The sequence below is a fragment of the Cupriavidus sp. GA3-3 genome, assembly GCF_000389805.1.
Lineage (GTDB): Bacteria > Pseudomonadota > Gammaproteobacteria > Burkholderiales > Burkholderiaceae > Cupriavidus > Cupriavidus necator_D.
Window position 1 is genome coordinate 261,898 of record NZ_KB944504.1, and the last position, 26,710, is coordinate 288,607.

The 26,710-nt window shown below is 67.0% G+C and carries 29 protein-coding genes; 5 read left to right on the top strand and 24 right to left on the bottom strand.

Annotated features, from left to right (window positions below; translation table 11 throughout):
* Nucleotides 1-37: 37 nt before the first annotated feature.
* On the bottom strand, nt 38-445 hold the full coding sequence (locus C265_RS29700; RefSeq protein ID WP_010812656.1) for a PPC domain-containing DNA-binding protein: 408 nt from the start codon (nt 443-445) through the stop codon (nt 38-40).
* 364 nt (nt 446-809) lie between these two features.
* On the opposite strand from C265_RS29700, the gene C265_RS29705 reads away from it, so the two are divergent.
* Entirely contained in the window at nt 810-1,304 is a 495-nt protein-coding gene (locus C265_RS29705) for a hypothetical protein (RefSeq protein WP_010812657.1), read from the top strand.
* A 271-nt stretch (nt 1,305-1,575) separates the two neighbouring features.
* Here C265_RS29705 and flgL read toward each other — a convergent pair whose 3' ends face one another.
* From flgL to flgB, 11 genes are all read right to left on the bottom strand, one after another.
* Nucleotides 1,576-2,805, bottom strand: a complete 1,230-nt coding sequence (gene flgL / locus C265_RS29710; protein WP_010812658.1) for a flagellar hook-associated protein FlgL — start codon at nt 2,803-2,805, stop codon at nt 1,576-1,578.
* A gap of 46 nt (nt 2,806-2,851) precedes the next feature.
* Entirely contained in the window at nt 2,852-4,771 is a 1,920-nt protein-coding gene (gene flgK, locus C265_RS29715) for a flagellar hook-associated protein FlgK (RefSeq protein ID WP_010812659.1), read from the bottom strand.
* Nucleotides 4,772-4,907: 136 nt separating this feature from the next.
* Nucleotides 4,908-5,951: a flagellar assembly peptidoglycan hydrolase FlgJ gene (gene flgJ, locus C265_RS29720; protein WP_010812660.1), complete on the bottom strand. Its 1,044-nt coding sequence runs from the start codon at nt 5,949-5,951 to the stop codon at nt 4,908-4,910.
* Between the two features lie 2 nt (nt 5,952-5,953).
* Complete coding sequence (locus tag C265_RS29725) at nt 5,954-7,123, bottom strand: flagellar basal body P-ring protein FlgI (protein WP_011616448.1); 1,170 nt, start codon at nt 7,121-7,123, stop codon at nt 5,954-5,956.
* Nucleotides 7,107-7,805 (bottom strand): flagellar basal body L-ring protein FlgH, encoded by a 699-nt coding sequence (flgH, locus tag C265_RS29730; protein WP_010812662.1) that lies wholly within the window; start codon nt 7,803-7,805, stop codon nt 7,107-7,109. Before flgH ends, C265_RS29725 begins: the two co-directional genes overlap by 17 nt.
* 11 nt (nt 7,806-7,816) lie before the next feature.
* Complete coding sequence (gene flgG / locus C265_RS29735) at nt 7,817-8,602, bottom strand: flagellar basal-body rod protein FlgG (RefSeq protein ID WP_010812663.1); 786 nt, start codon at nt 8,600-8,602, stop codon at nt 7,817-7,819.
* A 54-nt stretch (nt 8,603-8,656) separates the two neighbouring features.
* The gene (locus tag C265_RS29740) at nt 8,657-9,400 is read right to left on the bottom strand and encodes a flagellar basal body rod protein FlgF (RefSeq protein WP_010812664.1); all 744 of its coding nucleotides are present in this window, start codon (nt 9,398-9,400) and stop codon (nt 8,657-8,659) included.
* A 26-nt stretch (nt 9,401-9,426) separates the two neighbouring features.
* The gene (flgE, locus tag C265_RS29745) at nt 9,427-10,653 is read right to left on the bottom strand and encodes a flagellar hook protein FlgE (RefSeq protein WP_010812665.1); all 1,227 of its coding nucleotides are present in this window, start codon (nt 10,651-10,653) and stop codon (nt 9,427-9,429) included.
* 65 nt (nt 10,654-10,718) lie between these two features.
* Complete coding sequence (flgD, locus tag C265_RS29750) at nt 10,719-11,384, bottom strand: flagellar hook assembly protein FlgD (RefSeq protein WP_010812666.1); 666 nt, start codon at nt 11,382-11,384, stop codon at nt 10,719-10,721.
* Between the two features lie 55 nt (nt 11,385-11,439).
* The gene (flgC, locus tag C265_RS29755) at nt 11,440-11,847 is read right to left on the bottom strand and encodes a flagellar basal body rod protein FlgC (protein ID WP_010812667.1); all 408 of its coding nucleotides are present in this window, start codon (nt 11,845-11,847) and stop codon (nt 11,440-11,442) included.
* Between the two features lie 24 nt (nt 11,848-11,871).
* On the bottom strand, nt 11,872-12,279 hold the full coding sequence (flgB, locus tag C265_RS29760; protein WP_010812668.1) for a flagellar basal body rod protein FlgB: 408 nt from the start codon (nt 12,277-12,279) through the stop codon (nt 11,872-11,874).
* Nucleotides 12,280-12,524: 245 nt separating this feature from the next.
* Between flgB and flgA the strand changes: the two genes are divergently transcribed.
* From flgA to C265_RS29775, 3 genes are all read left to right on the top strand, one after another.
* A complete protein-coding gene (gene flgA, locus C265_RS29765; protein WP_010812669.1) occupies nt 12,525-13,316 on the top strand; it encodes a flagellar basal body P-ring formation chaperone FlgA in 792 nt (263 codons plus the stop codon).
* 161 nt (nt 13,317-13,477) lie between these two features.
* Nucleotides 13,478-13,786 carry a flagellar biosynthesis anti-sigma factor FlgM gene (gene flgM / locus C265_RS29770; protein WP_010812670.1) on the top strand — a complete coding sequence of 103 codons (309 nt, stop codon included), beginning with the start codon at nt 13,478-13,480 and terminating at the stop codon, nt 13,784-13,786.
* 5 nt (nt 13,787-13,791) lie between these two features.
* A complete protein-coding gene (locus C265_RS29775; RefSeq protein ID WP_010812671.1) occupies nt 13,792-14,253 on the top strand; it encodes a flagellar protein FlgN in 462 nt (153 codons plus the stop codon).
* 68 nt (nt 14,254-14,321) lie between these two features.
* Here the strand turns inward: C265_RS29775 and C265_RS29780 are convergent, their stop codons facing one another.
* The 6 genes from C265_RS29780 to flhB all read right to left on the bottom strand — a co-directional run bounded on the left by C265_RS29780 (nt 14,322) and on the right by flhB (nt 21,940).
* Entirely contained in the window at nt 14,322-14,759 is a 438-nt protein-coding gene (locus tag C265_RS29780; protein WP_010812672.1) for a flagellar protein FlhE, read from the bottom strand.
* A complete protein-coding gene (locus C265_RS29785; RefSeq protein WP_010812673.1) occupies nt 14,759-15,475 on the bottom strand; it encodes an RNA polymerase sigma factor FliA in 717 nt (238 codons plus the stop codon). Before C265_RS29785 ends, C265_RS29780 begins: the two co-directional genes overlap by 1 nt.
* Before the next feature lie 97 nt (nt 15,476-15,572).
* Nucleotides 15,573-16,367, bottom strand: coding sequence for an AAA family ATPase (locus tag C265_RS29790; RefSeq protein ID WP_010812674.1), 795 nt, complete (start codon nt 16,365-16,367; stop codon nt 15,573-15,575).
* A gap of 11 nt (nt 16,368-16,378) precedes the next feature.
* The gene (gene flhF / locus C265_RS29795; RefSeq protein WP_010812675.1) at nt 16,379-18,709 is read right to left on the bottom strand and encodes a flagellar biosynthesis protein FlhF; all 2,331 of its coding nucleotides are present in this window, start codon (nt 18,707-18,709) and stop codon (nt 16,379-16,381) included.
* Between the two features lie 10 nt (nt 18,710-18,719).
* Nucleotides 18,720-20,801, bottom strand: coding sequence for a flagellar biosynthesis protein FlhA (gene flhA, locus C265_RS29800; RefSeq protein ID WP_010812676.1), 2,082 nt, complete (start codon nt 20,799-20,801; stop codon nt 18,720-18,722).
* Entirely contained in the window at nt 20,798-21,940 is a 1,143-nt protein-coding gene (gene flhB, locus C265_RS29805; RefSeq protein WP_010812678.1) for a flagellar biosynthesis protein FlhB, read from the bottom strand. Before flhB ends, flhA begins: the two co-directional genes overlap by 4 nt.
* Before the next feature lie 190 nt (nt 21,941-22,130).
* On the opposite strand from flhB, the gene C265_RS32430 reads away from it, so the two are divergent.
* Nucleotides 22,131-22,412 (top strand): hypothetical protein, encoded by a 282-nt coding sequence (locus C265_RS32430; protein WP_144062276.1) that lies wholly within the window; start codon nt 22,131-22,133, stop codon nt 22,410-22,412.
* A 145-nt stretch (nt 22,413-22,557) separates the two neighbouring features.
* Here the strand turns inward: C265_RS32430 and C265_RS29810 are convergent, their stop codons facing one another.
* The 6 genes from C265_RS29810 to C265_RS29835 all read right to left on the bottom strand — a co-directional run bounded on the left by C265_RS29810 (nt 22,558) and on the right by C265_RS29835 (nt 26,611).
* Nucleotides 22,558-22,962 (bottom strand): cupin domain-containing protein, encoded by a 405-nt coding sequence (locus C265_RS29810; RefSeq protein ID WP_010812679.1) that lies wholly within the window; start codon nt 22,960-22,962, stop codon nt 22,558-22,560.
* 4 nt (nt 22,963-22,966) lie between these two features.
* Nucleotides 22,967-23,446 carry a carboxymuconolactone decarboxylase family protein gene (locus C265_RS29815; RefSeq protein ID WP_010812680.1) on the bottom strand — a complete coding sequence of 160 codons (480 nt, stop codon included), beginning with the start codon at nt 23,444-23,446 and terminating at the stop codon, nt 22,967-22,969.
* A 74-nt stretch (nt 23,447-23,520) separates the two neighbouring features.
* The gene (locus C265_RS29820) at nt 23,521-24,273 is read right to left on the bottom strand and encodes an SDR family oxidoreductase (protein WP_010812681.1); all 753 of its coding nucleotides are present in this window, start codon (nt 24,271-24,273) and stop codon (nt 23,521-23,523) included.
* A gap of 234 nt (nt 24,274-24,507) precedes the next feature.
* Complete coding sequence (locus tag C265_RS29825) at nt 24,508-24,777, bottom strand: DUF2798 domain-containing protein (protein WP_246840266.1); 270 nt, start codon at nt 24,775-24,777, stop codon at nt 24,508-24,510.
* 51 nt (nt 24,778-24,828) lie between these two features.
* Complete coding sequence (locus C265_RS29830; RefSeq protein ID WP_010812683.1) at nt 24,829-25,554, bottom strand: cysteine hydrolase; 726 nt, start codon at nt 25,552-25,554, stop codon at nt 24,829-24,831.
* Between the two features lie 67 nt (nt 25,555-25,621).
* Nucleotides 25,622-26,611: an alpha/beta fold hydrolase gene (locus C265_RS29835; RefSeq protein WP_037025659.1), complete on the bottom strand. Its 990-nt coding sequence runs from the start codon at nt 26,609-26,611 to the stop codon at nt 25,622-25,624.
* Between the last annotated feature and the right edge of the window lie 99 nt (nt 26,612-26,710).

A 26,710-nucleotide genomic window follows, 5' to 3' on the forward strand; every position in this document is an offset into this window, starting at 1 on the left:
CCTCATTCATCCACGCTGCCCGGGGGTTGTTTCGAATCTAATCCAGCGGCGGTTCGTTCCGTACCACCAGTTCCATGAACCCTGAACTCTGGTCGTACTCACGGGCGAAACGATGTTCGGGAAGCAGCGCCAGCAATATCTCGGCAGTCGTACGGACCGTGCAACCGCGCGCCACATGACCACCGAGCACCCGACCTCGCGAGTCCGCAACCGACATGTGCAGGTGCGCTCCATCCGGTGACAGGGATCCGGCGAGCGTCAGGATCTCCAGATTGCCACGCAGTTCGGTAGCGTCTTCCGCCCCGGCAAATCGCAATTGGGCAACGCTGAGGCTCCCGATTCCCTGGATGACGAAAGCCGCATGCAACTTGAGCCGACTCAGCACGTCTTCGAGTGCGGCACGCAGATCGTCGCCGGGAGCGAGGCGTAAGGGATGTGCTTGCATCGCGCGGTTCCAGGGTGGGGCTATGTGACAGGTTAAGGCGAATTGAGACCGATCGCAATTGAGCACCAGCTTTCGGTCGTTGGCGTCCTGCTCTGCGCGGGACGCTGGTTTCGACAGCCTCCGGCGTCCGGCCGAGGCTGGTCGCGTAACACGTTACGTTACACGTAACACCCCGCCGCGGCTGCCAGTCGTCCGCAAAGGCCGGCAGGTCCGCGTCAACCTCCCGGAAACCCGCAGCGGGCCTGGCTCCCGCGCCTGTGCGCGATGGCACGAGGCGGCCTTGCCAGAGTTGGCATTGCCCTTGCTGGTACTGGTGCAGGGCGCTGGCCACGAAGCCAACGCCGGCAAACCGGAGGAAACAAGGATGAGCTGGACGAACCGTGGAGCGGCCGCCTGGGAACAAGTCCTGGGGCGCAACCGCGAGGCACATGCCGTGGTGATCGACGACATGCCGGTGTACCGGCACGGAGTCATGCGCCTGCTCGGAGAAATGCCGGGCATTGGCCGGGTCGAACTCGTGGAAACGGACGCCCTGGCGGCACGCAATGCGCGCCTGCCGGCTCCGGCATTGCTTGTGTTCGGCATGCCGCCGGATCTTGCCGACGGCTGGCACCTGCTGCGCCTGGCCAGCCTGGCGCTGAAGCCAAGGCGCCTGCTGCTGGTCTCGGACAATATGTGGCTGCGTCTGCCACCAGGCCTCGACAGCCGCTTTGCCCGCTCCCTGTCCAGGTCCGCTTCGCTCGCGACGGTAGAACGGGACGTGCGCGCGCTGCTGGACCTTCCGCCTTCTGCGGAAGCCCCGCTCGGGCAAGACGCCGGGTCCATAGCCTTCCAGCGCCCGTTTCACGTGCTCGCGTAAGCCGTTCACGCTGGCACCGGAGCGGGCAAGGCGCTTGGCAAGAGCCGGCGATCTTGCGCTTCGGAAAAATAGAAAGGTCCCCCGGGTTACGTGGGGCCAGGCGGAAGTGCAGGCCGAGGACGGTGCCATCTCCTGATGGCTCCTGCGTGTCCGCCTTCGTGCAAGTCGCTAAATGGAGCTGCTACCCGCGGATGCAAAACTTCTTTCGGGGTTTTGCGGGACTTTGTTCCGGCTAGACAAGAACACACCTGAGGCCGCCGCCCCACCCACCTTACAAATACTTAAACAAATTCATCCCCTGAATCTGCATAAACGACTGCTGCGCCCCCTGCAGCGCCGTCTGCCGCTGGTAATACTCGGTGATCGCCTTCGCGTAATCCAGATCCTGCAGTCCCGACAGCGTCTGCGAGTACGTCAGGTCACGGTTGGACCCCACATCATCCAACGCATCGAGCTCGTTCATGCGCGAACCCACCGATGCCCGCACGGTCAGCACGTTGTCGAGCGAGTTGGAGAACTGGCGCGTGGCGGTGGAGATGACGTTGCCAAGATGCGCCCGATCACTGCTGTCGGGGGTGGGCTGGCGCAGCGTGTCGATCACGGTCTGCAGATTGGCGAACATGTCGGTGCCGGCCTCGCTGGCGGGAGCCATGGTCATGGTGTCGCCGTCCTTGGGATCGCCGGTCACGTTGAAGCTGATGCCGGCGACGTCGATATGGGCTGGCGACGTGTAGGCGGCGGGGCCCATCACGACCGGTGCGGGGGTCGTGCCTGCCGACAGGTTGGTGATGGTGTATTCCATCTGGCCGCTGGCATTGGCCGCGAACGTGACCTGCATCGAGAGCCCATAGTCGGGATCGCTCGGGTTCGTGGTCGACACCGTGCCGAACGTGGCGCTGCCGGTGTTGTTGGCATTGCCCTTGACGACATAGCCGGCGCCGCCGGTCACGCTCATGAACACTTCGCGCCCGGTGTTGCCGGCGGGCATCTGGCGCGCCACATCGACCTGCAGCAGTTGCTGGCCGTTGTCGCCGACGTAGGCGCCCGGACCTTTGCTCTGCGTGAACGGCGCGCTGCCGGAGCGGGTGCCGCCAAACAGGTACTGGCCGTTGCCGTCGTCGGAGTTGGCCAGGCCCACCAGCTGGTTGTACAGGCCTTCCAGCGCCGTGGCCAGCGAGCCGCGGTCGGCATCGCTCATGGTGCCGTTGCCGGCCTGCACCAGCAGCGTCTGGATGTTCTGCGTGACCGTGGTCACGGACTGCAGCGCGTTTTCTTCCGCGGCCAGCGCGATATTGGCCTGCTTGCGCGAGGTTGCGTACTGGCCGTTGACGGCCTGTGCCTGGCTCACGCCCAGCGCGCGGGTGGCGCCGACGGGGTCGTCGGACGGCGTCAGGATGCTGCGGCCGGTGCCTAGCTGCTGCTGGATATGCAGCAGCGAGCCCTGCTGGTAGTTCATCGAAGCCAGGCCTTGCTGGTACAGGGTGGAGCTTGCAACGCGCATATTGGTTACCTCTTCTGACTCTGCTGACGCTTGTGGGTGCCGCCGCTTACCTGCCGATGCCGATGATGGTGTCGAACAGCGTGCCGGCCGTCTGGATCACCCGGGCGTTGGCCTGGTACAGCTGCTGGAAGCGCAGCATCGACACGGTCTCCTCGTCCATGTTGACGCCGGACACCGATTGCTGCGCGGTCTTGATCTGGGTGGTGATGCTGTCCTGCGAGGCCGAGGCGATCTTGACCGACTTGGCGCGCGTGCCGACGTCGTTGACCAGCTGGGCATAGCCCTCGCTGAAGCTGGACACACCGCCGATGGTCTTGGCGTTCTGCAGCTTGGCCAGCGCCAGCATGTTGCCGTTGTCCTTGACCGCGCCGGCGTTGCTGCTCAGCGTGAAGGTGTCGCCCGTCGCGGGCGTGCCGCCGAAGCTGAAGGTCAGGCCGTTGAGGGTGTAGTCGGTATTGCTGCCGTTGGACACGGGCGCCGGCTGGGTCGCGAGCGGTCCGTTGGCATCGCTGAAGACATAGGTGGTTCCGTCGAACCTGGCGGTGATCGTGCCAGCCAGCAGCGAATAGCCGGGCGCGACCTTGCCCAGGCTGACCGTGCCGTTGCCCTTGTTCGACGCCGCCGCGTCGGCGCGAGCCGGCGATGCCGCGGCGATCCTGGCCGGGTCGCTGATCGCCATGTCGAAGCCGGTGGCGGCATTGCGCGTGGGCTGGATCGTGAACGAATCGTTGGTGCCCATCGCCGCATTGATCTCGACGGTGAAACCGTCGGCGCTGAACTGCAGCGGGTAGCTGGCGCCGCCGGCGGGCACCGGCGTGACCACCTGCTGGTTGTCGGAGAGACGCGTCAGCGTGTAGTTGGTACCGTCGAACTGCAGCCTGTAGTCGCTGGTGGTCAGGGCCGAGGCATTGTCGATCCTGGTCGTTGCCACCGTGGTCTTCACGGTGTTGTTGGCGTTGGGGATCGAGGTGGCGCTACCCAGTTCAAACATGTCGGTGCCAATCGCGCCGTTCAGGTCGATGCCCAGCTTGTGCTGCGCGTTGAAACTCTGGCCGATCGCCAGCGACAGCCGGCCGATGGCGCTCTGCGCCGCGTCCAGGGATTCGGTGCGGAACTGCAGCAGTCCGCCCAGCGAACCGCCGGTGATGGCGCCCGGCTCGCTCTCGAACACGTTGCCGTTGGGCAGGGTGTAGGCCACCACGGTGCGGTTGGGATCGGCCGCCGAGGCTACCGCCTTCAGCTCGTACGCGTCATTGCCCATCACCAGCGGCTGACCGTTGCCGACGAAGACGTTGTAGGTGCCGCTGTCCTGCACCACCACCTTGGCGCCGACCAGCCTGGTCAGCTCGGCCACGGCCTGGTCACGCTGGTCCAGCAGATCGTTGGGCGGCTGGCCGCCGGAGGCAGCCTTCAGACGGGTGATTTCCTGGTTCAGGTTGGCAATCTGCCTGGTGTACGCGTTGACCTGCGTAACGGCGGTGCCGACCTGCTCATTGACGCCCGATTGCAACTGCTTGAAGTAGTTACTGGCCGAGCGCACCTGCCCTACCAGCGCTTGTCCGGCCGACAGCATGCCCTGGCGCGCTGCCGGATCGGCCGGGGTGTCGGCCACGGCCTGCACCGCCGCGAAGAACTTCTGCATCAGCGGCGCCAGGCCGCCCTTCTGGTCGGCGAGCAGGTTGTCGATCTGGGCGATCTGGTCCGAGTACGCCGCCAGCGATGCGCTGGCCGAGGTGGCGCCGCGCAGCTGGCCGGTCAGGAACTCGTCATAGACGCGGATCACCGTGGTGGTGTTGGAGCCGAAGCCATAGAAACCCTGGCTGGTGTACTGGCCGCCGGCCGAGGCCACGATGGTGTTCTGGCGCGAATAGCCTTCGGTCGCCGAATTGGCAAAATTGTGGCCGGTCGTCGTCAGCGCGTTCTGCGCGGTGTTCAGGCCGGAAAGACCAATACTGAAGAGAGACATTGTGCTCTGACCCCGGATTGATGGGACTACCGCGGCGAGGGCCGGCGGTGGTGGATGTGGAAGTTATCGGCTGGGTGGGGGCGGGACTTTAGGTGTGGAAGTGATCTTCGCCAGATCCGCTGGCTTCCCCCTGCCCTCAGGCTGCGACCTTCTTCATGATCTTCACCAGCTTGTGCCCGTACGCCGGATCGGTGGCATAGCCCGCGCGCTGCAAGCCATGCGCCGCCTCTTCAGCCGACGCCGCGCTGACCACGCCCGCGTAGCGCGGGTTGTTCGTCAGCAGGCGGGCATAGTCGGCACAGGCCTCGTCATACGAGCCATAGGCGCGAAACTTCGCCCGCACCTTCTGCGGCTGCCCGTCGACATATTCCGTGGTGGTGATCTCGGCCACGCGCCCCTTCCAGCTGGCCCCGGCCTTGATGCCGAAGACGTTGAAGGTGGTGGAGCCGTCGGCGTGCGTGATCTCGCGCTGGCCCCAGCCGGATTCCAGCGCGGCCTGGCCTACGATCAGCCGCGCCGGCACGCCGCTGGCGCGCGCGGCGGCTTCCGCGGGCCCGGCCATGCGGGCGACAAAGGCGCTGACGTGGGCCGGCGCGTCGTCCGGCAGCCGTCCCAGCTTGTCCTCGCCCTGGCCGCGGTCCGCGTACCACTGCGGCTGGTACTGGCGCAGGCCGGCAGTGGGATTCCAGTTCTGTCCCGGCACGATGGTGCCGATCGCCGGCAGGTCGGCCTGCTCGCCGGCGTCGGCCGGGACCGCCCCGGCGCCGCGGCTGTCGAGCAGCCTTGCCATCTCGGCATCGGCCGCCTTGCCTGACTCGGCCAGGCTCATGGCGCTCATGCCGGCCGGCATCGGCGTGCCGGTGGCGCGCGCCAGCTGGCGCACCATCACATCGGCCAGGCCGATCCCGCGCGACGACATCTGCTGCGCAAGCTGCTGGTCCATCATCGACATATAGAGCTTGCTCTGCTCGTTGTCGAAGAGGCCGTCCTGCGGGGTGGCATCGCGCATGCTCTTGAGCACCATTTGCGTGAACACCGCCTCGAACTGCCTGGCGACGGCTTGCAGCGTATTGGCGTCGGCGCCGCCGCGCGCGCTGTGCTTGAGCGCCTCGAAGCCCTGCGTGTCCAGCGCAAAGCGCTGCGTCAGCTCCGCCGCCTGCGGGGGTCGTGCCGTGTTCATGGTCAGATCACTTCCAGCTCGGCACGCAGCGCCCCGGCCGCGCGCATGGCTTCCAGGATGGTCTGCAGGTCGGCCGGGGTTGCGCCCAGCGCGTTCAGCCCCTTGACCACGGCGGCCAGCGATGCGCCCGCCTTGACGATCTGCAGCGAGCCGCCCTGCTGCCTCATGTCGATCTGCGACACCGGCGCCACCACCGTCCGCCCTTCGCTAAATGGCGCGGGCTGGCTGATCACCGGTTGCGTGTTGATCACCACCGACAGGTTGCCGTGCGCCACCGCGCAGTCTTCCACCGTGACCGCCTGGTTCATCACGATGGAACCGGTGCGGGCGTTCAGGATCACCTTGGCCGCGGCCTTGGCCGGGGTCACGTCGATGTTCTCGATGCGGGCCAGGAAGCCCACGCGCGCGGCCGCCGAGGCCGGCGCTCGCACCTGCACCACGCGCCCGTCCAGCGCCGCGGCAACGCCGCCGCCCATGGAGCGGTTGATGGCTTCCACCACGCGCTCGGCGGTGCCGAAATCGGTGTCCTTCAGTTCCAGGTTGAGCACGCCGCCATCCGGCTGGAACGGCGCCACCGCGCGCTCAACGATCGCGCCATTGGCGATGCGCCCCACCGCCAGCTGGTTGACCTGCACCTTGCTGCCGTTGGCCGATGCGCCCGCACCGCCCACCAGCATATTGCCCTGGGCGATGGCATAGACCTGGCCGTCGGCGCCCTTGAGCGGGGTCATCAGCAGCGTGCCGCCGCGCAGGCTCTTGGCATTGCCCATCGACGACACCACGATGTCCAGCTGGCTGCCGGGCTGCGCGAACGCAGGCAGCGAGGCGGTCACCATCACCGCCGCCACGTTCTTGAGCTGCATGTTCTTGCCGGCCGGCAGCGTGATTCCCAGCTGCGAGAGCATGTTGGTCAGGCTCTGCGTGGTGAACGGCGTCTGCATGGTCTGGTCGCCGGTGTTGTCCAGGCCGACCACCAGGCCGTAGCCCACCAGCGGGTTCTCGCGCACGCCCTGGAACGTGGCCAGGTTCTTCAGACGCTCGGCCTTGGCGACGCTGGCAAAGGCGCCAAAGGCCACGCCCAGCGCCAGGCTGATCACGCTCAGGCGCAGCAGGCGGGACAGGAAACGGGCGAGCATCGGAGCAGACATGGCGCGGTCAGAACGGTGAAACATTGAGGAAGAAGCGCTGCAGCCAGCCCATGTTCTGCGCTTCGTCGATCACACCCTTGGCGGTGTATTCGATGCGCGCATCGGCGACCTGCGTCGACAGCACGGCGTTGTCGCCGGTGATCGTGCGCGGATTGACCACGCCGGAGAAGCGGATGAACTCGGCGCCCTGGTTGATGGCCATCTGCTTTTCGCCGGAGACCACCAGGTTGCCGTTGGTCAGCACCTCGAGCACGGTCACGGTGATGGTGCCGTTGAAGGTATTGGCCGCGCTGGCGCCGCCGCTGGCCTTCATGGTGTTGGCGCCGTTGATGCTGGCGTTGCTGCTGCTGTTGAACAGGCCGCTGAGCGCGCGCGGCACGGCATCGAACGCCAGCGCGGTGTTGCCGGTGCGGCTGGTATTGGTGCCGGAATTCTTGCTGGCGTTGACGTTCTCGGTGATCAGGATCGTCAGGATGTCGCCCACATTGCGCGGACGCCGGTCCTCGAACAGCGGGTTGCCGGCGTAGGACGACTGGTAGATCGAGCCCGAAGCCGGCCCCATCGGCCGCGGCTCTGCGCGCGCGGTGGTGGGCAGTTGCACCAGCGGCTCGCGCGGCATCAGCGCGCAGCCGCCGCTGGCCAGCATTGCCACGCCGGCCAGGCAAACCAGCGCATGCGCGCCCAGGCGGGAAAGCAAGGTGGCCATGCTCACACCAGTCAACCCAGTTGCGACAGGCGCTGCAGCATCTGGTCGGATGCCTGCACGGCCTTGCTGTTGATCTCATACGCGCGCTGGGTCTGGATCATGCTGACCAGCTCTTCCACCACGTTCACGTTGGACGCTTCCACGTAGTTCTGCTGCACCACGCCAGCGCCGTTCAGGCCCGGCACGGTGGTGTTGGGCGCGCCCGAGGCATCGGTCTGCACGTACAGGTTCTCGCCCATGCTTTCCAGGCCGGCCGGGTTCATGAAGGTGGCCAGCTGCAGCTGCCCCACCTGCACGTTGGCGCTGGAGCCGGGCTGCGTCACCGACACGGTGCCATCGCGCGCAATGGTCATCGACAGCGTATTGGCCGGGATGGTGATGGCGGGCTGGATCACGAAGCCGCTGGAGGTCACCAGCTGGCCGTTCTGGTCCACCTGGAACGAGCCGTCGCGGGTGTAGGCGGTGGTGCCGTCGGGCAGCGCCACCTGGAAGAAGCCCTGTCCCAGGATGGCCACGTCCTTGGCATTGCCGGTCTGCTGCGGGTTGCCCTGGGTGTGGATGCGCTCGGTGGCCACGGGGCGCACGCCGGTGCCCAGCTGCATGCCCGACGGCAGCGTGGTCTGGTCCGACGACAGCGCGCCGGGCTGGCGGATGGTCTGGTACATCAGTTCCTCGAACACCGCGCGGCCGCGCTTGAAGCCGTTGGTCGACACGTTGGCCAGGTTGTTCGAGATCACGTCCATCTGCGTCTGCTGCGCATCAAGGCCGGTCTTGGCAATCCAGAGAGAGCGGATCATGGTGGTCCTTGCGTTGGTGCTGGCACGGTGCGCCGTGCCGGTCAGTCATTCAGGTCAGTTGGTCGAGAGCAGCTGGTTGGCGCGCTGCTCGTTGCCGTCGGCGCCCTGGATCATCTTCATCTGCATCTCGAAGCGGCGGGCATTGGCGATCATCTCGACCATGGCTTCGGTCGGGTTGACGTTGCTGCCTTCCAGCGCGCCCGAGATCACGCGCACGGTGGGATCGGCCTCCAGCGGCTGCGCGCCGGGACGCAGGCGGAACAGGCCGTCATCGCCGCGCGCGATGGCGTCGTTGGGCGGGTTGACCACGCGCAGCCGGCCCACCTGCGCCAGGCCGGCAGAGGCTTCGCCGGGGCCGCGCGCGGTGATGGTGCCGTCGGTGCCGATGGTCACCTGCGAGCCCGGCGGCACCGCCAGCGGACCGCCATCGCCCATCACCGGCAGGCCGGAGATGGTCTGCACCTGGCCGTCCTGCGCCACCTGCAGCGCGCCGGCGCGGGTGTAGGCCTCAGTGCCGTCCGGTGCCTGCACCACCAGCCAGCCATTGCCTTGCAGCGCCACATCCAGCGTGCGGCCGGTGTAGGTCAGCGGGCCGGCGCGCATGTCGGCACCGGGGGTCGAGGCCAGCGCAAACGCGCGCGTGCCCGCCTCCGGCCCCACCACCGGCACCGCGCGGTACAGGTTGACCTGCGCGCGGAAGGCCGGCGTGGAGACGTTGGCGAGGTTGTTCGATACCGCCGCTTGCTGGTCGAGTATCTGCTTGGCGCCCGACAGGGCGGTGTAGATCATGCGGTCCATGGCGGCGGCTCAGCTCAGCGTGGCGATCACAGGTTGACCAGGGTCTGCATGACCGTGTCCTGCGCCTTGATGGTCTGCGCATTGGCCTGGTAGTTGCGCTGCGCAACGATCAGGTTGACCAGCTGGCCGGACAGGTCCACGTTGGAAGCTTCCACCGCATTGGAGCGCAGCGTGCCCATGCTGCCACCGGCCACGCCGACCAGCGCCTGGCCGGAGGCGCCGGTGGCCGACCACACGTTGTCGCCCTCCGGCTTCAGGCCTTCGACGTTGCCGAATGCGGCCATCACGATCTGGCCGAGCGGCTTGGTCTGCTCGTTGGAATAGTTGCCGGTGATGGTGCCGTCGCCATTGACCGAGAAGCCCAGCAGGCTGCCCGAGGTGTAGCCGTTCTGGCTGAGCTGCTTGACGTCGTTGTCGGCGCCGAACTGGGTGGTGCCGGTCAGGTCCAGCTTCATCGCCATAGCCTGCGCGCCATTGGCGGCCGGCTGGCTCAGGGTGATGGCGCCGGCCGCCGGCGATTGCAGTGCGCCGGCGTTGTCGAACGCGAGTGTGACCGGTGCGCCGCCGACGGCGTTGCCGTTGACGTCGGTCACATACATGCGCCAGTCGGTGCCACCGGCGACGGTCGGGGCGCCCGCCGACTTGGCGAAGTACGCCATCAGCTGCTGCTTGTTGCCCAGCGAGTCATAGACGTTGATCGCCGTGCTGTAGTTGAACATATTGCTGGTCGGCGGCGAGCCGGCCGCGCTGGCGAAGGCCTGCGTCGGCACGGTGGCGCGCGAGTCAAGCTGGAACTTGGCGGTGATGTTGCTGGTAGCGCGGGGCTCCATCTGCGCGTTGCTGATCACCAGCGGCTGCGGCTGCACGCCCGCGCCGCCGGCCACGCCCGCCGGATAGCCGGTCACCTGCAGGCCCTGCATATTGGTGATGCGGCCGTCTTCCTGGCGCTGGAACTGGCCGTTGCGCGAGTAGTAGACCGCGCCTTCCGGGCTGGTCAGGCGGAAGAAGCCGTTGCCGTTGGTGATAGCCACATCCAGCGAGCGCCCTGAGGCTTCGATATTGCCCTGGTTGAACGACTGCACCACCGAGTTCACGCGCACGCCCAGGCCGATCTTGGTGCCTGCGTAGACATCGGCAAACTGCGCTGCCGATTGCTTGTAGCCAACCGTGTTGGCGTTGGCGATGTTGTTGCCAATCACGTCCAGATTGGACGCGGCGGCGTTCAGGCCGCTTACCCCTTGACCGAAACCCATGATTGCTTCCTTTTTGCTTGGTCGTTGAAGCCGGCCGGCGCCTGTGCGCTGCCGGCACCTGCGTTTCAGAGAATGCGGCGTACGTCGTCGACGTTCGCGGTCTGTCCGTCGCCCAGGTCCACCAGCACGCCGCTGGCGTCGCCGCTGATGCTCTGGACCTTGCCGTAGACCAGCGCCACCGGCTGCACCGAGGTGCCGTTGGCGGTGGCGGTCACCTTGAAGGTGTAGTCGCCGTCGGCCACGGCCGCGCCGGCATTGTTCTTGCCGTCCCATGCGACGTTGTGCACGCCCGCGGTCTGCCCCTTCATGTCGATGGTGCGCACCACGTTGCCGTCCTTGTCGAGCACGTCGACGGTGACCGCATCCGCAGTCGACGGCAGGTCCAGGCCAAACTTGCCCGGCACGCCGCCTGCCACCGACACCTGCTTGCCCGGCACCATCACGGTATGGCCGATCAGCGCCGCGGAGTCCATGGCGCGGCTGGCGCTGACCTGCGACAGCAACTGCGACAGCGTCGCGTTCATGGTCTGCATGCCGCTGACCGTGCTGATCTGCGCCAGCTGCGAGGTCAGCTGCGCGTTGTCCATCGGGTTGAGCGGGTCCTGGTTGTTCATCTGCGTGACGAGCATGGTCAGGAAGTTGTTCTGCAGCTCGGACGCGCTGGCGCTGCCGCTCTTGAGGGCGTCGTTGATGCCCTGGGTGTTGCTGCCTACCGCGGAGGTGGTTGTCATGTCGGTTCGTTGTGTGCGTGCTGGTGGAGGCGTTGCCGATACAGGCCGAGGCTTGTCACTGGCCGATCGTCAGCGTCTTGAGCATCATGTTCTTGGCGGTATTGAGCACTTCCACGTTGGCCTGGTAGGAGCGCGAGGCCGAGATCATGTTGACCATCTCCTCCACCGGGTTGACGTTGGGCATCACCACGTAGCCCTGGGCATTGGCCATGGGGTGCGTGGGGTTGTGCACCATGCGCGGCGGCGACGGGTCTTCCGACACGCCTCGCACCTGCACGCCGCCGATGTCCGTCTGCCCCGGCGTGGGCGCCATGCCGAACACGACCTGCTTGGCGCGATAGGCCTGGCCGTCGGGGCTGACCACGCTGTCGGCGTTGGCCAGGTTGGAAGCGGTCACGTTCATGCGCTGCGACTGCGCGGCCATGGCCGAGCCCGCGACGTCGAAGATGTTCATTGCCGGCATGCGCTCTCTCCCTTACTGCTCGATCTATTGCTGGATGGCGGCCAGCATGGTCTTGATCTTTGAATTCATCACCGTCAGGCCGGACTCGAAGTGCACGGCGTTGTCGGCGAAGGCCACGCGCTCGGCATCCATTTCCACGGTGTTGCCGTCGACGCTGGACTGCAGCGGGATGCGGTAAGCCAGGTCGAATTCCTCGCGCCCCGGGGCCTGCGCGGGCAGATGGCGCACCGAGGTGGTGGACAGCGACATGCCCTCATTGCGATGGCCGCGTTCGACGCTCTGCGCCAGCGTGCTGGAGAAATCAAAATCGCGCGCCTTGTAGCCGGGCGTGTCCGCGTGCGCGATGTTGGAGGCAATCACCGACTGCCGCTGGTTGCGCAGGCTCAGCGCTTCCTGCTGGAAACGTAGTGCCGCGTCGAGTCTGTCAATCATCTGGCATCTCCCTGCTCACGTGAACGGAGCGAACGACCTTCTTCAGGGTTGCCATCTTAGGCGGCGACCTGTCACGCCAATCGGATGAATAAGGACGGGAAATCCATGCATTTCGGCCCGCCCTCGCGCGAGGGGCTGCCTACAATGGGACCCCGATGACAGATGTAAACGGGGCGCGCGGCCAGTCACGGGGCGGTGCGCCAGGCATGCCGTGCATGCCGTGCCGTCCTTGCCGGGAAGTCCAGATGAAACAGAATCGCCGCAACGCCCGCAGCCTGGCGCAAGCCCTGCTGGCGGCCTGCCTGCTTGGGCCCGCCGCCGCCGGTGCCGCGCCGGCGCAGGTCATGCCCGTCGCCATGCAGGCGGCGGCCGCGCACGGCCAGCAGCAGGCTGCCTATGCTGCCAACCCCGCTGCCAGCCCCTTTGCCGAAGACCCCGCGCGCGTTGCCGTCGAACGCTTCCTGCTGCAGCAGACCGCCGGCCTGCCGGGCAAGGTCAGCGTGCAGGTGGCGCCGCCTTCGGGTGGCCGCGCGCCGGACTGCCTTGCGCCCGACCCGTTCCTGCCTGCCGGCACGTCGCCGTGGGGCCGCGTCTCCGTCGGCGTGCGCTGCGGCGGCGAGCGGCCCTGGGTGCGCTACATGCAGGCCCGCGTGTCGGTGCTGACCGATTACTACGTCGCCGCGCGCGCGCTGGGCCCGGGCGAGCCGGTCGGCCAGGCCGATATCGAAGTCCGCCAGGGCGACCTGGGCACGCTGCCGCGCGCGGTGATCACCGACCCGGCGCAGCTTGCCGGCGCGGTCACCGTCAACCGTATTGCCGCCGGCTCGCCGATACGGTCTGACCTGCTGCGCAAGGCCATCGCCGTGCGCCAGGGCCAGACCGTCACCGTGGCCGTGGAAGGCGATGCCTTCCAGATCACCAGCGAAGGCAAGGTGCTGGCCGATGCCGCCACTGGCAACACCGTGCAGGTGCGCCTGCGCAGCGGCCAAGTGGTCAACGGGCTGGTGCGCAGCGGCGACACCGTGGTGCTGCAGTAGCCCGCCGAAAGTGCCTTGATCGTGGCCAAAAGACTGCAAACCCGTGGCGGGCGGCATGCGAAAATGCCGCCGACATCGCTGCGCGGCGAAATCGGGGCGAGCGCCCTAAAGAATTCGCCGGCGCAACCGTAATGCCATAGGAAACCAGCAAGGAACGCCCCGTGAAGATCAACCACACCGCCTCGTCCCGGCCCGCCGACGCCCCCGCGGACGCTGCCGCCGCCCGGCCCCAGGCCGCGCCGGCCAGCGCCGCGGCGCCGTCCGCCGGCCTGAGCGTCAGCCCGCTGGCCGCCCAGGTGCGCGACATCAGCGCCCGCCTGACGCAGCCCACGGACGACGATATCGACACCGCCAAGGTCGAAGAGATCCGCCAGGCCATCGCCGAGGGCCGGATCAGGATCGACCCGGGCAAGATTGCCGACGGCCTGCTCGCGACCCTGCGCGAGCTTGGCCAGGCCGAACCCCGCTAGCCCAAATGAACCAGAGCCTGATCCAGTCCCTGCAGCGCGAAACCGAAGGCATCCAGGCCTTCGGCCAACTCCTCGCCGAAGAGCGCGACGCCCTCAAGCGGGGCGACTTCCAGTCCCTGAGCGGACTGCTGACGCGCAAGGTTGAACTGGGCCAGGCCCTGTCCCGCCAGCTCAAGGCCCGCGAAGCCCAGATGGGCGCGCTTGGCCTGCGCGCCGGCCCCGAAGGCCAGCTGCTCGGCCGCCAGGTCGACCCGGCCGTGGCCGACGCCTGGCGCCAGCTGATCTTCGCCGCGCGCACCGCGCGCGACGGCAACGCCCTGAACGGCGCCGTCGTCAATGCCCATCTCGATTTCACCCGCGAAGCCATTCAGGCGCTGCGCCAGCATAGTGGCGGGGATGCGGGGTTGTATGGGAAGGATGGGAAGGCGGCGGCCGGGGCTGGTGGGGTGAGTCTGGCGGCGGGTTGAGGCGATCGCCAGATGTTCCGTTCTTTCGTCACTTATTCAGAAGTGACGAAAGAACCGAACATTCACTCCTACCTAAACCCCACCACCACCTCATTGCTGCGCCCCTGCAGCACCGGCACCAGGCTGCCCTGCCCCGGCACCCGGAACGCAAACACAAAGCCCTTGGTGGCATCATCCCCGAAGAACGCATCGGTCTTGCCTTCCGCCTGCGGCAGCAGCACGCAGCGCTGGGCATTGCAGAGATAGGCTTGCAGTTCCAGCGGTGGGGTCTTGGCGAAGCTGTAGCGCCAGCGCACCGACGTGATGACCCCTTCTGACTGCGGCAAGACGCCGGTGGGCAGGATCGGCGGCGACACCGCGCGCTGTCCGCGGCCGTGGAGTGCCGGCCCGTTGACCGATCCGGTCCAGGCGTGGCGGGTGCCGCCCTCGATGGCGGCCCAGGCGCAGGCCGATGCGGCAGCCAGCAGCCAGCAAGCGCCGCGCGCGGCGCGGCCCAGCGCCTGCATCACAGCAAGCCGCGCAGCTGGTTGCGCAGCCGCGTGATCGCCTGGCCGCGGATCTGGCACACGCGCGACTCGGTCACATCGAGCACCGCGCCGATCTCGCGCAGGTTCAGCTCCTGGTCATAGCACAGCGACAGCACCAGCTTCTCGCGCTCCGGCAGCCGGTCGATGGCGCGGATCAGCGCCTCGCGCATGCCGCTTTCCATCAGCACGGTCAGCGGGTTGCCGTCATCGCTGCCGCCAAGGTGCCGGTCCAGGAAGTCTTCTTCGCCGGAGCGCTCGAAATCCTCGTAGTGCAGCAGCTGGCAGCCATAGACCTCATTGAGCAGCAGCTGGTATTCGTCCAGCGCCATCTCCATGGCCTCGGCCACTTCGGAGTCGAGCGGCGCGCGCCCGAGCTTCTGCTCCAGCCCGCGCTGCGTGCGCTCGATGCGCCGGGTGAACTGGCGCAGGCTGCGCGACTGCCAGTCGTTGGCGCGCACCTCGTCAAGCATGGCGCCGCGGATGCGCTGGCTGGCGTAGGTCTCGAAGCGCGCGCCGTGGGTGTCTTCATAACGCTTGGCGGCATCCAGCAGGCCGATCATGCCGGCCTGGATCAGGTCGTCGATCTGCACGCTGGCAGGCAGCCTGGCGGCCAGTTGCAGGGCGATGCGGCGCACCAGCTGTGCATGCGCCTTGACCACATCGGCCTGTTCGAGCTTTCCCTGGATCGTGTACATGGTGCAATTTTCGTGAATGCTGGATTGCTGGACCGCCGCAACGTGCGGCGGGGGCTGGCTCAGGGTCTGGTTCGGTTGGATGGCATGGCTGGCAGGCTCAGGCCATTGCGGCTGCGGGCGCGGGCGCGGACGTGTCCGCGCGCAGCGGCCAGGCACCGATGCTGCCGGCGGTGCGGCGCAGCGCGGTGGTGGCCGGCGCCGCCGGAAACGCCTCGACCACGCAGCGCCCCAGTTGCACGCCGCGCGCCACCAGCGGGTCGGATGGCAGCCAGCCCGCGCACAACGCCTCAACGCCCAGGTACTGGCTGGCCGTGCGCGCGAGGTTGCGCAGGATCGCCTGCACCGTAGCCTCGCTCGCCGCCATGTTGACGATCAGGTGGAACTGGCGCCAGGCATACAGGTGGTGCAGGCGCTTGATACACGCGTAGGCGGCGGTGATCGACGCCAGTTCAGGCCGCATCACGATCAGCACGTTGTGCGCGCCGCCCGCGAGCGGCGACAGCGCGCCGTCGGCATCGACGCCGGCATCCACCAGCACGCTGCGAAAACCGCTCGCGGCAGCAGCCGGCAAGGCGCAGCCCGGCACAGGCCGGCCAGCCGGCAGCACCGACAGCACGCCACCGGGACCGGTGCCTGCAGCAGCTTCCAGCGACAGGCGGCCTGCGCTGACATCGGCCAGGGTGCCGGCGGGCCTGGCGCCGGACAGCCGCGTGGCGCACGCCGCGGCGGCGTCTTCGTCGACCAGCAGCACGCGTTCGCCCTGCATGGCCAGCGCGTGCGACAAGCCCAGCGCCACGGTGGTGGCGCCGGCACCGCGTTCGCTGGCGACCACGGCGATACGGCGCGTCGTGCGCGGCGCCAGCATCCGGCGCAGGCTCTCGGCCTGGTCCATGGCGAGAGCGCTCACTGCAACACCTCCATCGCTTCAGCGGGCACGGCGGTGCCACGGCCCGGATAGTTTTCCAGCACGTCGAGCAATGCCAGCATGCGGCCCATGCCTTCATTGAGCACCGCGCCCGGCACCGGCACGCCCTGGCGCACCGTGCGGCCAGCCAGGCGCGCGAGGAAGGCGGGCGCGGCCGCGGTTGGCGCGTGTTCCAGGCGCAGCACCGACAGGCCCAGCTGCAATGCGGCCAGCGCGGCGCCGGCGGCGTGGCCGCTTTCGGCGTCCTGGGCGAAGTGGTCGATGGCGTGGCGCAGCGTGCGCAGGCGCGCATCGGCTGCGTCGGTCCACAAGGCCCAGCGCGCCACCTGCGCGGCATCTTGCGCCAGCGCCGGGTCGCACAGCAGGTAACGGGTATCCAGCAGTTCGCCGGTGGCGCGGTCGGCCAGGCGGGCCACCACCAGGCAGGCATCGATGCCGCCTTCGGGCGTGCCCTTGCCGCGCACCGGGCTGTCCGGCACGCGCACTTCGGCGCTGGCCAGCCAGCGCACGGCTTCACGCTCGCGCACGGTGTCCTCGCCCACGGCGTGGAAGGTCAGCGTGTCGGCCAGCGCATCGAGCTTCCAGGCGGCGCCGGCGCTGACCACGCGCGCGGTCTTGCGCGCGCTGGCCACCCAGCGCTCGCCGGCCTGCTGCCAGCGTGCCAGCGTGGCGGCGGTCGGTACGGCATCGATCAGGTTGACCACCTTGCGCGCGGCGCTCATGGCGGCGCGCAGGCTGGCGGCATCGGACTCGGCCTCGCCCAACGGCTGGCCGGCACGGCCGGTCGGGGTCACGGTGGCGGCCAGCGGCATGCCGTCGCGGTCGGCGAGCCACAGCGTGTGCTGCATCGGCTGCGGCGTGCGGCGGCCGGGCACGGCCACTTGCAGCGTGGCGGCACTGGCCAGCACGTACTGCTCGCACTGGCGGGTCACGTCGCGGCAGACCGCTTCGCGCACCTGCTGCGACATCGCGCGCAGGGCCGGGGCGCCGGCGCTGCGCTGTTGCCACAGCGAGCGCGCCAGGTCCAGACCCAGGCCCGCGCCATTGAGTTCCGCCACGCACTGGCTCAGCGCGTCGGCGCTGTCGGTCAGCGAGCGCAGCACCTCGTCGGCACCGCCACGCGCGGGGGCCTCGTCATCGGTGCCGGCGCTGCGCCGGCGTGCGGCGTCCGCATCGGCAAATACCGAACCGCGGCGCGGCGTCAGGAAGGCGCGCTCCACCAGCGCGGTGCTGTTGGCCAGCTCAAGGTGCTCGGGCACGCGCTGGCCGGTGGAGGCGTAGAACACCGGCAGGCGGTGGCGGATCACCACGTCCAGCACCGAGCCCAGGTGGGTGGCCTCATCCAGCTTGCTGATGATGCAGCCGTCGATGCCGCCCCCATCCGGCGCGGCGTCATGACGGTAGGCATGCACCACTTCATTGAGGGTATCGCCGTGGCTGGCGCCGTTGAGCAGCAGCACGCGCTGCACCGGCGCCGGCACGCCGGCCAGCATCGCGATCTGTTCCGACAGGCTGCGGTCGCGCTGGCTCATGCCGACGGTGTCGATGATCACCAGGTGCTTGTCCTTCATCGCCGCCAGCGCGAAGCGCAGGTCGGCGGCATCCTTTACCGCATGCACCGGCACGCCCAGGATGTCGCCGTAGATGCGCAGCTGTTCGTGCGCGCCGATACGGAAGCTGTCGGTGGTCAGCAGCGCCAGCTTGTCGGCGCCGTGGCGCAGCACGAAGCGCGCCGCCAGCTTGGCCGTGGTGGTGGTCTTGCCTACGCCGGTGGGACCCACCAGCGCCAGCACGCCGCCTTGCGCGAACAGGCTGTCCTCATCGCCCAGCACCGGCAGCTTGCTGGCCAGTTCGGTGCGGATCCAGCCCATGGCCGCGGGGCGGTCGTAGCCCAGCGGCAGCCGCGCCAGCAGCGTGCGCGCCAGCTGCCCGGAGAAGCCGGCGCCGACCATCCATTCAAACAGGGATTCGCGCAGCGGGTCGCTGGCGGCCACGCCGTGCGCTGCCGCGCTTGGAACCGCGCTTTGGGCAGGGCTGATCCCGGCCAGCTGGCGCTCCAGCATTGCGCGCATCGATTGCAGCTCACCGCGCAGGTCGCCGATGGCGGCGGGCTCGACCACCGGCGCGGGCGGCACGTAGACCTGTGCCGTGGCCTGCACGCTGCCCAGATCCGCATCGCGCATGGCGACGATCTCCACGCCGCCCTCGACGGTGCGGTTGGACAGCACCACGGCGTCCGGGCCCATGGCTTCGCGCACCTGGCGCATGGCTTCGCGGCCGTTGGCCGCGACAAACTTGGCTACGCTCATCTATGACTCCTCACGCGCCGATCATGGCGGTGATGCGGATATTGCGGTTGTCCGGCACCTCGGCATGCGACAGCACCCTCAGCTGCGGCATGGTGCGCCGCAGGAAGCGCGCCATCAGCGGGCGCAGCTGCGACGGCACCAGCAGCACCGGGTCCATGCCCAGCTGCTCCTGACGCGTGACCGCGCCCTGGGTCTGCTGCAGCAACGCATCGGCCAGGCCCGGCTCGATCCCGCCGCCATTGGTCAGTGCCTGCGACAGCACACGCTCCAGGCCGGCATCCAGGCCAATCACCTGCAGGTCGGCGTTGTTCGGAAACAGCTGCTGCGTGATCGCGCGGCCCAGCGCCACGCGCACCATCGCGGTCAGCTCGTTCGGGTCGCTGATCCTGGGCGCATGCTCGGCCACCACATCCAGGATGGTGCGCATGTCGCGGATGGGAACGCCTTCGTCCAGCAGGTTCTGCAGGATCTTCTGCAGCGCGGTCAGCGAAATGGCCTTCGGCACCAGGTCTTCGGTCAGCTTGGGCGAGTCCTTGGCGATGCGGTCCAGCAGCGCCTGCACTTCCTGGCGGCCCAGCAGCTCGGCGGCGTGCATGTGGATCACGTGGTTCAGGTGCGTGGCCACCACGGTGCTGGCATCGACCACGGTATAACCGTAGGATTGCGCCTGCTCCTTGATGCCCGCGTCGATCCACACCGCCGGCAGGCCGAAGGCGGGATCGCGCGTGGCCGCGCCCGGCAGCGTGCCGCTGACCTGCCCGGGGTTGATCGCCATCCACTGCCCCGGCATGGCTTCGCCGCGGCCGATCTCCACGCCCTTGAGCGTGATGCGGTAGGCGTTGGGCTTGAGCTCCAGGTTGTCGCGGATATGCACCACCGGCACCAGGAAACCGATCTCCTGCGCCACCTTCTTGCGGATGCTCTTGATGCGGCCCAGCAGCTCGCCGTCCTGCGCGCGGTCCACCAGCGTGATCAGGCGGTAGCCCACTTCCATGCCGAGGGGGTCGACCAGCGTGACGTCGTCCCAGCTGGCTTCAGTGGATTCCTGCGCCACCGCCGGGGTGCGCTCCTCGCGCTGCTTGACCTGCTCCTGCGTGGCGGCGCGGCGCGACATATAACGGCCCATCCACACCAGCGCGCCCGCCAGCAGCAGGAAGGCAAAATGCGGCATGCCCGGGATGATGCCCATCAGGCCGATGATGCCCGCGGTCAGGTACAGCACGCGCGGGTTGGCAAAGAGCTGGCCGGTAAGCTGCTCGCCCACGTCCTGCTCGTTCGACACGCGCGACACGATCACGCCGGCGGCCGTGGAGATCACCAGCGCCGGGATCTGCGCCACCAGGCCGTCGCCGATGGTCAGCAGCGTGTAGTTGTGCACGGCGGTGCCGAAGTCCAGGTCGTGCTGCACCATGCCCACCACCATGCCGGCGGCGACGTTGATGAACATGATCAGCAGGCCCGCCACGGCATCGCCGCGCACGAACTTGCTGGCGCCGTCCATGGCGCCGTAGAAGTCGGATTCCTGCGCCACTTCGGCGCGGCGCTTCTTGGCGGCGGCTTCGTCAATCAGGCCGGCGTTCAGGTCGGCATCGATCGACATCTGCTTGCCGGGCATCGAATCCAGCATGAAGCGCGCGCCGACTTCGGCGATACGCCCCGCACCCTTGGTGATCACCATGAAGTTGATCACCACCAGGATCGCAAACACCACGATGCCGACCGCGAAGTTGCCCCCTACCAGGAAGTGGCCGAAGGCCTCCACCACCTTGCCCGCGGCGTCCGGGCCGGTATGGCCTTCGAGCAGCACCACGCGCGTGGACGCCACGTTCAGCGACAGGCGCAGCAGCGTGGTGAACAGCAGCACCGCCGGGAAGGCGGCAAAGTCCAGCGGCTTCTGCGTGTACATGCTGACCAGCAGCACCATGATCGCCAGCGCGATATTGAAGGTGAACAGCAGGTCCAGCACGAAGGCCGGCAGCGGCAGGATCATCATCCCCAGGATCATGATGATCAGCAGCGGCCCGGTCATGGCCTTGAGCTGGCCGGCGGAGCGCAGGCCGGGCAGGTTCAACAGGTTGCTCAGAGCGTTCATTGGCGCATTTCCGGTACGGCGAGTTCATCGGGCACCGGCAGGTCCGCGGGTGCCTGCGGCTGCGGGCCCTGCGAGTAATGCCAGTGCTTCAGTTGATAGACCCAGGCCAGCACTTCGGCCACGGCGGTATACAGTCCGGCGGGGATTTCCTGGCCCAGCTCCACGTGGCGGTGCAGCGCACGCGCCAGCGGCGGGGCCGACATCAGCGGCACGCGGTGCTCTGCAGCCAGCTCGCGGATGCGGGCGGCAATATCGCCGGTGCCCTTGGCCACCACGCGCGGCGCGCCCATGCGCCCTTCCTCATAGCGCAGCGCCACGGCAAAGTGGGTGGGGTTGGTCACCACCACGTCGGCCTTGGGCACCTCGGTCATCATGCGGCGGCGCGCCATGGCGCGCTGCTGCTGGCGGATGCGGCCCTTGATATGCGGGTCGCCCTCGCTTTCCTTGAATTCCTGCTTGACCTCTTCCTTGGTCATGCGCAGCTTCTTGAAGAACTCCCAGTACTGCCACGGCACGTCGATGGCCGCCACCACCAGCAGCGACAGCGACACCACCAGGCAGCAATACATGACCAGGTCGACCATGTGCAGCAGCGCTTCCTGCACCGGCGCATTCATCAGCGCGATGGCCTCGGGCAGGCGCCGCCACAGCACCCAGGCGCCCACGCTGCCCACCAGCAGCGACTTGGCCACGGCCTTGAGCAGCTCCACCAGCGAATGCGCGGAGAACATCCGGCCCAGCCCCGCCAGCGGCGACAGGCGCGAGAACTGCGGCGCGAAGGACTTGCCCGAGAACACCCAGCCCCCCAGCAGCAACGGCGCCGCCAGCGCGGCAACGCCGAACAGGAACAGCAGCGGCAGGAAGGCCAGCAGGCTGTCCCACACCATCATGGCAAAGCGCGACAGCATGCGCGAGGTATCGAACGCCGTTGCCGGCTCGAAGCGCAGCGCCCCCTGCATCACCTGGTTCAGGCTGCGGCCCAGATGGCCGCCCAGCGTCCACAGGCCGGTCACGCCGGCGATCAGCATGACGAACGTGGCGAGCTCGCGCGAACGCACTACCTGCCCCTCCTCGCGCGCCTTTTCCAGGCGCCGGGGTGAGGCGGGTTCGGTTTTCTCGAGGTCGCTTTCTTCGGACATCCATGCTCCGTGCGAAGCGGCAGGCCGCTATTCGTCAGCAGGGATTATCGAAGCGTGGGGGGCTTCCCATTCGCGCGAACAGGCGGGGGAATTGGGTGTTGTTTGGGAAATGGGGACGCCTGGGGGTTAACGGCGAGCAGGCTGGGGGACTTTAGGGGGAATCTGGCGAAGCCGTCGGCCGGCGAGTGCCGTGAAGCAAGCAACCGCCCGTCGCCTGCAAGCGCGTTTCACATTACGGAATCCACTCCGCCTCGCCAGCGCCATGTTTCGTCATCTGAAGAAGCGTTCCCCATCCAGAAAAAGAATCGACAACCACGTCACCCACCTCGTGCCCATCATCGCGGACATCGACACGGGTTTCAGCAACGCCATCGGCCTGGGCATGGAGCTGTCGATCTCCCGTTCGATCATCGATCGCGCATGGCGGCCGATCGTGAGCGAGAGAAAACCTCCCTCGCGGCGGCGCCGTTGAGGTCACCGTGCGGGCCCATCCTGCCGCTTCATCGTGACTGTCACGCCACCCGGGAAAGCAGCGGCACGGCAAGAGCATGCGGTAGCGCCGCTCTTGCCGGCCGGACAGTGCGCACTGGCATTGCCGGTGCCTGAATGGACGACCGCTACTTTACCGGCGTCAGGATCGGCGCGCCCTTTTTCTTGAGCAGGAACACGACAAACTTTGCTGGCTGCGTCTTGCTGGCATTGCGTCCGACGGTGTGGATATCGTTGGGACCTTCGTGGAAGGTATCGCCCGCTTTGAGCGTTACCTCTTTTCCGCCCTTGAGGCCCATGACGATGCTGCCCTCGAGCACGTAGACGAAGGCGTGGGCGTCATGGCGATGCACGGGATCGGCGCTGCCCGGCGGATACTCCACGATGATCATCTCGGCTTCCTTGCCCGGATATTCGGGCAACGCTTCCTTGACCAGGGGCGTGACACTGGCCTCCGGCGCGGCGGCGGCCGGCCTTGCAACCGTCAGGCATGACAACACCAGTGCTGCCGCAACGGAAGTGACCGTCTTCATGGCATCACTCTAGGTTGGCCTTGTCGAGCCCGAACGCCTTGTCCGACGAACCAGGCACCATGCGGAACGCCACGTTCAGGCGGTTCCAGGTATTGATCGCCCCCACCAGGAAGGTGAGGTCCGACAGTTCCTTCTCGCTGTACTGGGTGCGCACGCGCTCATAGATATCGTCGGGCACGCCGTCGGCGGGAAGCCGGGTCAGCACCTCGGTCCAGGCCAGCGCGGCGCGTTCGCGCGGCGAGAACAGTGTCGACTCGCGCCAGATCGCCACATGATGCAGGCGCAATTCGCGCTCGCCGTGGATCTTCGCCATCTTGATATGCATGTCGACGCAGAACGCGCAGCCATTGAGTTGCGATGCGCGAATCTCGACGAGTTCGCGAATGGGCGCTTCGATCGTGGTCTTCTGGAACAGCGGCCCGAATTCCATGAGCTTCTTGGACAGTTCCGGGGATTGCTGGAAGTAATTCGTACGTTGGGTCATGTTCGCTCCTGGTAATCTGATCAATGTTGTGCTTGCGAAACCGGTGCTGCTTGCGTGGGCATGCGCCCTGGGGACTATCGTTGCTGTGCTTGACGCATCCATTCCTCCAAACCGATGCGGCCGAGGCGTGCCTCGCCCAACGGCACGAGCGAATGTTCCTCGACCAGGCCGCCAAAGTAGCGGGCCTCGGGGTCACGCACGACTTCACGCGGGTCGCCAACCGCCTTGAGATAGCGGGCGACGATCTCATTGAACGGGGCTCGCTCCGGTCCAGCGATCTCGACGATGCCGTTTCTGGGGGGCGCGAGCGCGACATCGGCAACGAGGGCGGCAACGTCGTCCGCCGCGATCGGCTGGAACAGCCCCGGCGAAAGGCTGACGATATTTCCTTGTGTACTGGAATCGGCGATGCCGCCGATGAATTCCATGAACTGGGTCGAGCGGATGATGGTGTAGGGGATGCCCGAGGCCTCGATCAGTTTTTCTTGCGCGACCTTGGCGCGGAAATAGCCGTTGTCGGGCGTCCGGTCGGTGCCGACGATGGACAGCGCGACATGGTGCTGAACGCCCGCCGCGGTCTCCGCCGCGTGAAGGTTGCGGCCGGAAGTCTCGAAGAACTCCAGCACCGCCTTGTCTTCAAACGACGGGGAATTGGCAAGATCGATCACCACCTGAGCGCCGGCCAGGGCCCCCTGGAGCCCCTCGCCGGTGATGCTGTTGACACCGCTCCTGGGCGAGGCGGCGACGACCTCGTGGCCGCCCTGGCGCAGAATGGCAACGGTCTTCGAGCCGATCAGGCCGGTCCCGCCGATGATGACAATCTTCATGATGCTTCTCCGTACTGAGGAAAGGGGAACGATTCCATGTTAGGGAACGCCGCATCCCCGCGCCAGATCGGCTTGGAGCGCACCTCGCTTCCTGTCTGGAATAGTCACGGCGCGGGCTGCAATCGAGCCGCAGCAGGCTGAGGGGCCTCGGCTTCAATGTAGTGGAGCGATGACGCAGTCAACAGGCACATGTTTATCGTTTTCAACTGGGCCATCGGCATTGGACGGTATGACCTAAGAGTGGCTCGTCATGCAATCGACCAGGCGGCGAATGACAGGCGTGGCCGACACGACAACCGGCAGCATGGTCAGCCAGGAAACGCTCCAGGACTTAAGCCAGTGCTGAAAAAACAGGCCTTCGTCCGCAAATGGAATGCTTGCGATGGCAGCAGCGATGGAGCAGGTCAAGCCGGCCTGGATAACACCATAGGCGAAATGGCTGTAGCGCGAAGGAATCTTAGGCATATGAGTCGCCTCTATGCATTCTTTGAACTGGACATTCATGCACTTTGCATTGCCGCGCCAGGGCGCTGTCGCACTGGCGCACGACAGGCGCTACGCGGGTGCTCCAACCTTTCCTGCCAACCGCTGCACGGTTTCGCTGGTATCCCACAGCGCGTTTGCGATGAAGCGGAAGTTGACCAGTGCCGCGTGATACCCGTCCCCTTCGGGTAGCTTTGGCCCTGCCACGGCGTCACGCACGATAGCAACTTCGAAACCCTGCTCCAGCAGATCACGCAAATGGGATTCGACGCACAGATTGGCGGCCATGCCCGCAAGAATCACCTGGTCGACGCGCTGCTTGCGCAACTGCAGGACAAGGTCGTTGGCCTGCGGGCCGTACAGCTTGTGCGTGGAGCAGATGATGGTCTTGCCATCCTCGATATACGGCTTGAGCTCCGGCATGAAGTCCGCGCCCGAGCCGCGGAATCCATCCAGGTTCAGCGCGCCCGGACGGTCGAACATGCCGATGGCATGCTGGAACATTTCGGCGGGGCCCTGCACTTTCCATGTGTGATCATGGGGAAAGTAATAGTGGGGAGAGATGGCGACCGTGATGCCCGCCTGTTTTGCGGCCTCGAACAGACGGACCAGGTTGGGCACCAGGTTCTGCTCCGTCACGCTTTCTCCGACCACGCCCCAGCTGCGGCCTTCGGGGCTCATGAAGTCGATCTGCGGGTCAATCACGACAAGCGCGGTGCGTGACAGGTCCAGCGTAAGGCTGGACTTCGGCAGAGCCGGGTCAACGGGATCTGCATAGGGGCCGTGGTGGTTGCACATGGGAAGTACCTCTTGGGATGAGCCAGTCTGCCGGCGCCTTCGTGGGGCCCGGCAGGTGCGGCGTCGTTTAACTACGGATGAATGCCAGCAGGTCGGCGTTGAACCTGTCCTTGTGGGTGTCGGTGAGCCCATGCGGCGCACCGGGGTAGACGATCAGCTTCGAGTTCCTGACGAGCTTTGCCGATGCGCGTCCAGCGGCGTCGATCGGCACGATCTGATCGTCGTCGCCGTGGATGATCAGGGTCGGCACATCGATCTTCCTGAGATCCTCGGTGAAATCGGTCTCGGAGAACGCCTTGATCGAGTCGTAAGTATTCTTGTGCCCACCCTGCATGCCCTGCGCCCACCATGCGTCGATCAACCCCTGCGACGGCTTGGAACCGGGACGGTTGAAGCCATAGAACGGCCCCGCCGGCACGTCCTTGTAGAACTGCGACCGATTGGCAAGTTGTGCGGCACGCAGGCCGTCGAACACTTCAATTGGCAATCCGCGCGGATTGGCGGCGGTCTTCACCATCAAAGGCGGCACCGCTGAAACCAGCACCACCTTTGAAACGCGTCGCGTCCCATGCCGGCCGATATACCGGGCCACCTCGCCTCCACCTGTGGAGAAGCCAACCAGGATGGCATCCCGCAGTTCAAGGGCTTCGAACACTGCGGCCAGATCGTCGGCATAAGTGTTCATCTCATTGCCATTCCATGGCTGGCTTGAACGGCCGTGGCCACGACGGTCATGTGCAACGGCGCGATGCCCTTCCGACGCAACGAGCACCATCTGGGATTCCCAACTGTCCGAGCTCAGTGGCCAGCCATGACTGAATACAACGGGGCGACCGGCGCCCCAGTCCTTGAAATAGAGCTGGGTACCGTCCTTTGCCGTGATATAGCTGCCTGAAGCCTTGCCGCCTGCCTTTGCGGCTCTCGCCTTTTCTGCCGACGTTGCTGCCGCCGCTGGTCCGGGCAAGCCGGAAGCCGCCAGCGCGCCGGCCGCGGCCGCGCTGCCCAACAGCAGGCCACGTCGCGACAGGCCTTGGTCGAGGCTGCGATCTGAAGACATATCGATACTCCCATATTGGCGCGTGCGCGCGTTGCCTTGAACAGGTCAGAGCATCGGGTCCTTGGTCATGGTGCCGATGCATGCTGGTTTGTGTGGGGT

Excerpts from the sequence above, each read along its gene's own strand:
- C265_RS29700 (WP_010812656.1), bottom strand. The coding sequence starts at position 445 with ATGCAAGCACATCCCTTACGCCTCGCTCCCGGCGACGATCTGCGTGCC.
- C265_RS29705 (WP_010812657.1), top strand. The coding sequence starts at position 810 with ATGAGCTGGACGAACCGTGGAGCGGCCGCCTGGGAACAAGTCCTGGGG.
- flgL (WP_010812658.1), bottom strand. The coding sequence starts at position 2,805 with ATGCGCGTTGCAAGCTCCACCCTGTACCAGCAAGGCCTGGCTTCGATG.
- flgK (WP_010812659.1), bottom strand. The coding sequence starts at position 4,771 with ATGTCTCTCTTCAGTATTGGTCTTTCCGGCCTGAACACCGCGCAGAAC.
- flgJ (WP_010812660.1), bottom strand. The coding sequence starts at position 5,951 with ATGAACACGGCACGACCCCCGCAGGCGGCGGAGCTGACGCAGCGCTTT.
- C265_RS29725 (WP_011616448.1), bottom strand. The coding sequence starts at position 7,123 with ATGTTTCACCGTTCTGACCGCGCCATGTCTGCTCCGATGCTCGCCCGT.
- flgH (WP_010812662.1), bottom strand. The coding sequence starts at position 7,805 with ATGGCCACCTTGCTTTCCCGCCTGGGCGCGCATGCGCTGGTTTGCCTG.
- flgG (WP_010812663.1), bottom strand. The coding sequence starts at position 8,602 with ATGATCCGCTCTCTCTGGATTGCCAAGACCGGCCTTGATGCGCAGCAG.
- C265_RS29740 (WP_010812664.1), bottom strand. The coding sequence starts at position 9,400 with ATGGACCGCATGATCTACACCGCCCTGTCGGGCGCCAAGCAGATACTC.
- flgE (WP_010812665.1), bottom strand. The coding sequence starts at position 10,653 with ATGGGTTTCGGTCAAGGGGTAAGCGGCCTGAACGCCGCCGCGTCCAAT.
- flgD (WP_010812666.1), bottom strand. The coding sequence starts at position 11,384 with ATGACAACCACCTCCGCGGTAGGCAGCAACACCCAGGGCATCAACGAC.
- flgC (WP_010812667.1), bottom strand. The coding sequence starts at position 11,847 with ATGCCGGCAATGAACATCTTCGACGTCGCGGGCTCGGCCATGGCCGCG.
- flgB (WP_010812668.1), bottom strand. The coding sequence starts at position 12,279 with ATGATTGACAGACTCGACGCGGCACTACGTTTCCAGCAGGAAGCGCTG.
- flgA (WP_010812669.1), top strand. The coding sequence starts at position 12,525 with ATGAAACAGAATCGCCGCAACGCCCGCAGCCTGGCGCAAGCCCTGCTG.
- C265_RS29775 (WP_010812671.1), top strand. The coding sequence starts at position 13,792 with ATGAACCAGAGCCTGATCCAGTCCCTGCAGCGCGAAACCGAAGGCATC.
- C265_RS29780 (WP_010812672.1), bottom strand. The coding sequence starts at position 14,759 with ATGCAGGCGCTGGGCCGCGCCGCGCGCGGCGCTTGCTGGCTGCTGGCT.
- C265_RS29785 (WP_010812673.1), bottom strand. The coding sequence starts at position 15,475 with ATGTACACGATCCAGGGAAAGCTCGAACAGGCCGATGTGGTCAAGGCG.
- C265_RS29790 (WP_010812674.1), bottom strand. The coding sequence starts at position 16,367 with ATGGACCAGGCCGAGAGCCTGCGCCGGATGCTGGCGCCGCGCACGACG.
- flhF (WP_010812675.1), bottom strand. The coding sequence starts at position 18,709 with ATGAGCGTAGCCAAGTTTGTCGCGGCCAACGGCCGCGAAGCCATGCGC.
- flhA (WP_010812676.1), bottom strand. The coding sequence starts at position 20,801 with ATGAACGCTCTGAGCAACCTGTTGAACCTGCCCGGCCTGCGCTCCGCC.
- flhB (WP_010812678.1), bottom strand. The coding sequence starts at position 21,940 with ATGTCCGAAGAAAGCGACCTCGAGAAAACCGAACCCGCCTCACCCCGG.
- C265_RS29810 (WP_010812679.1), bottom strand. The coding sequence starts at position 22,962 with ATGAAGACGGTCACTTCCGTTGCGGCAGCACTGGTGTTGTCATGCCTG.
- C265_RS29815 (WP_010812680.1), bottom strand. The coding sequence starts at position 23,446 with ATGACCCAACGTACGAATTACTTCCAGCAATCCCCGGAACTGTCCAAG.
- C265_RS29820 (WP_010812681.1), bottom strand. The coding sequence starts at position 24,273 with ATGAAGATTGTCATCATCGGCGGGACCGGCCTGATCGGCTCGAAGACC.
- C265_RS29825 (WP_246840266.1), bottom strand. The coding sequence starts at position 24,777 with ATGAATGTCCAGTTCAAAGAATGCATAGAGGCGACTCATATGCCTAAG.
- C265_RS29830 (WP_010812683.1), bottom strand. The coding sequence starts at position 25,554 with ATGTGCAACCACCACGGCCCCTATGCAGATCCCGTTGACCCGGCTCTG.
- C265_RS29835 (WP_037025659.1), bottom strand. The coding sequence starts at position 26,611 with ATGTCTTCAGATCGCAGCCTCGACCAAGGCCTGTCGCGACGTGGCCTG.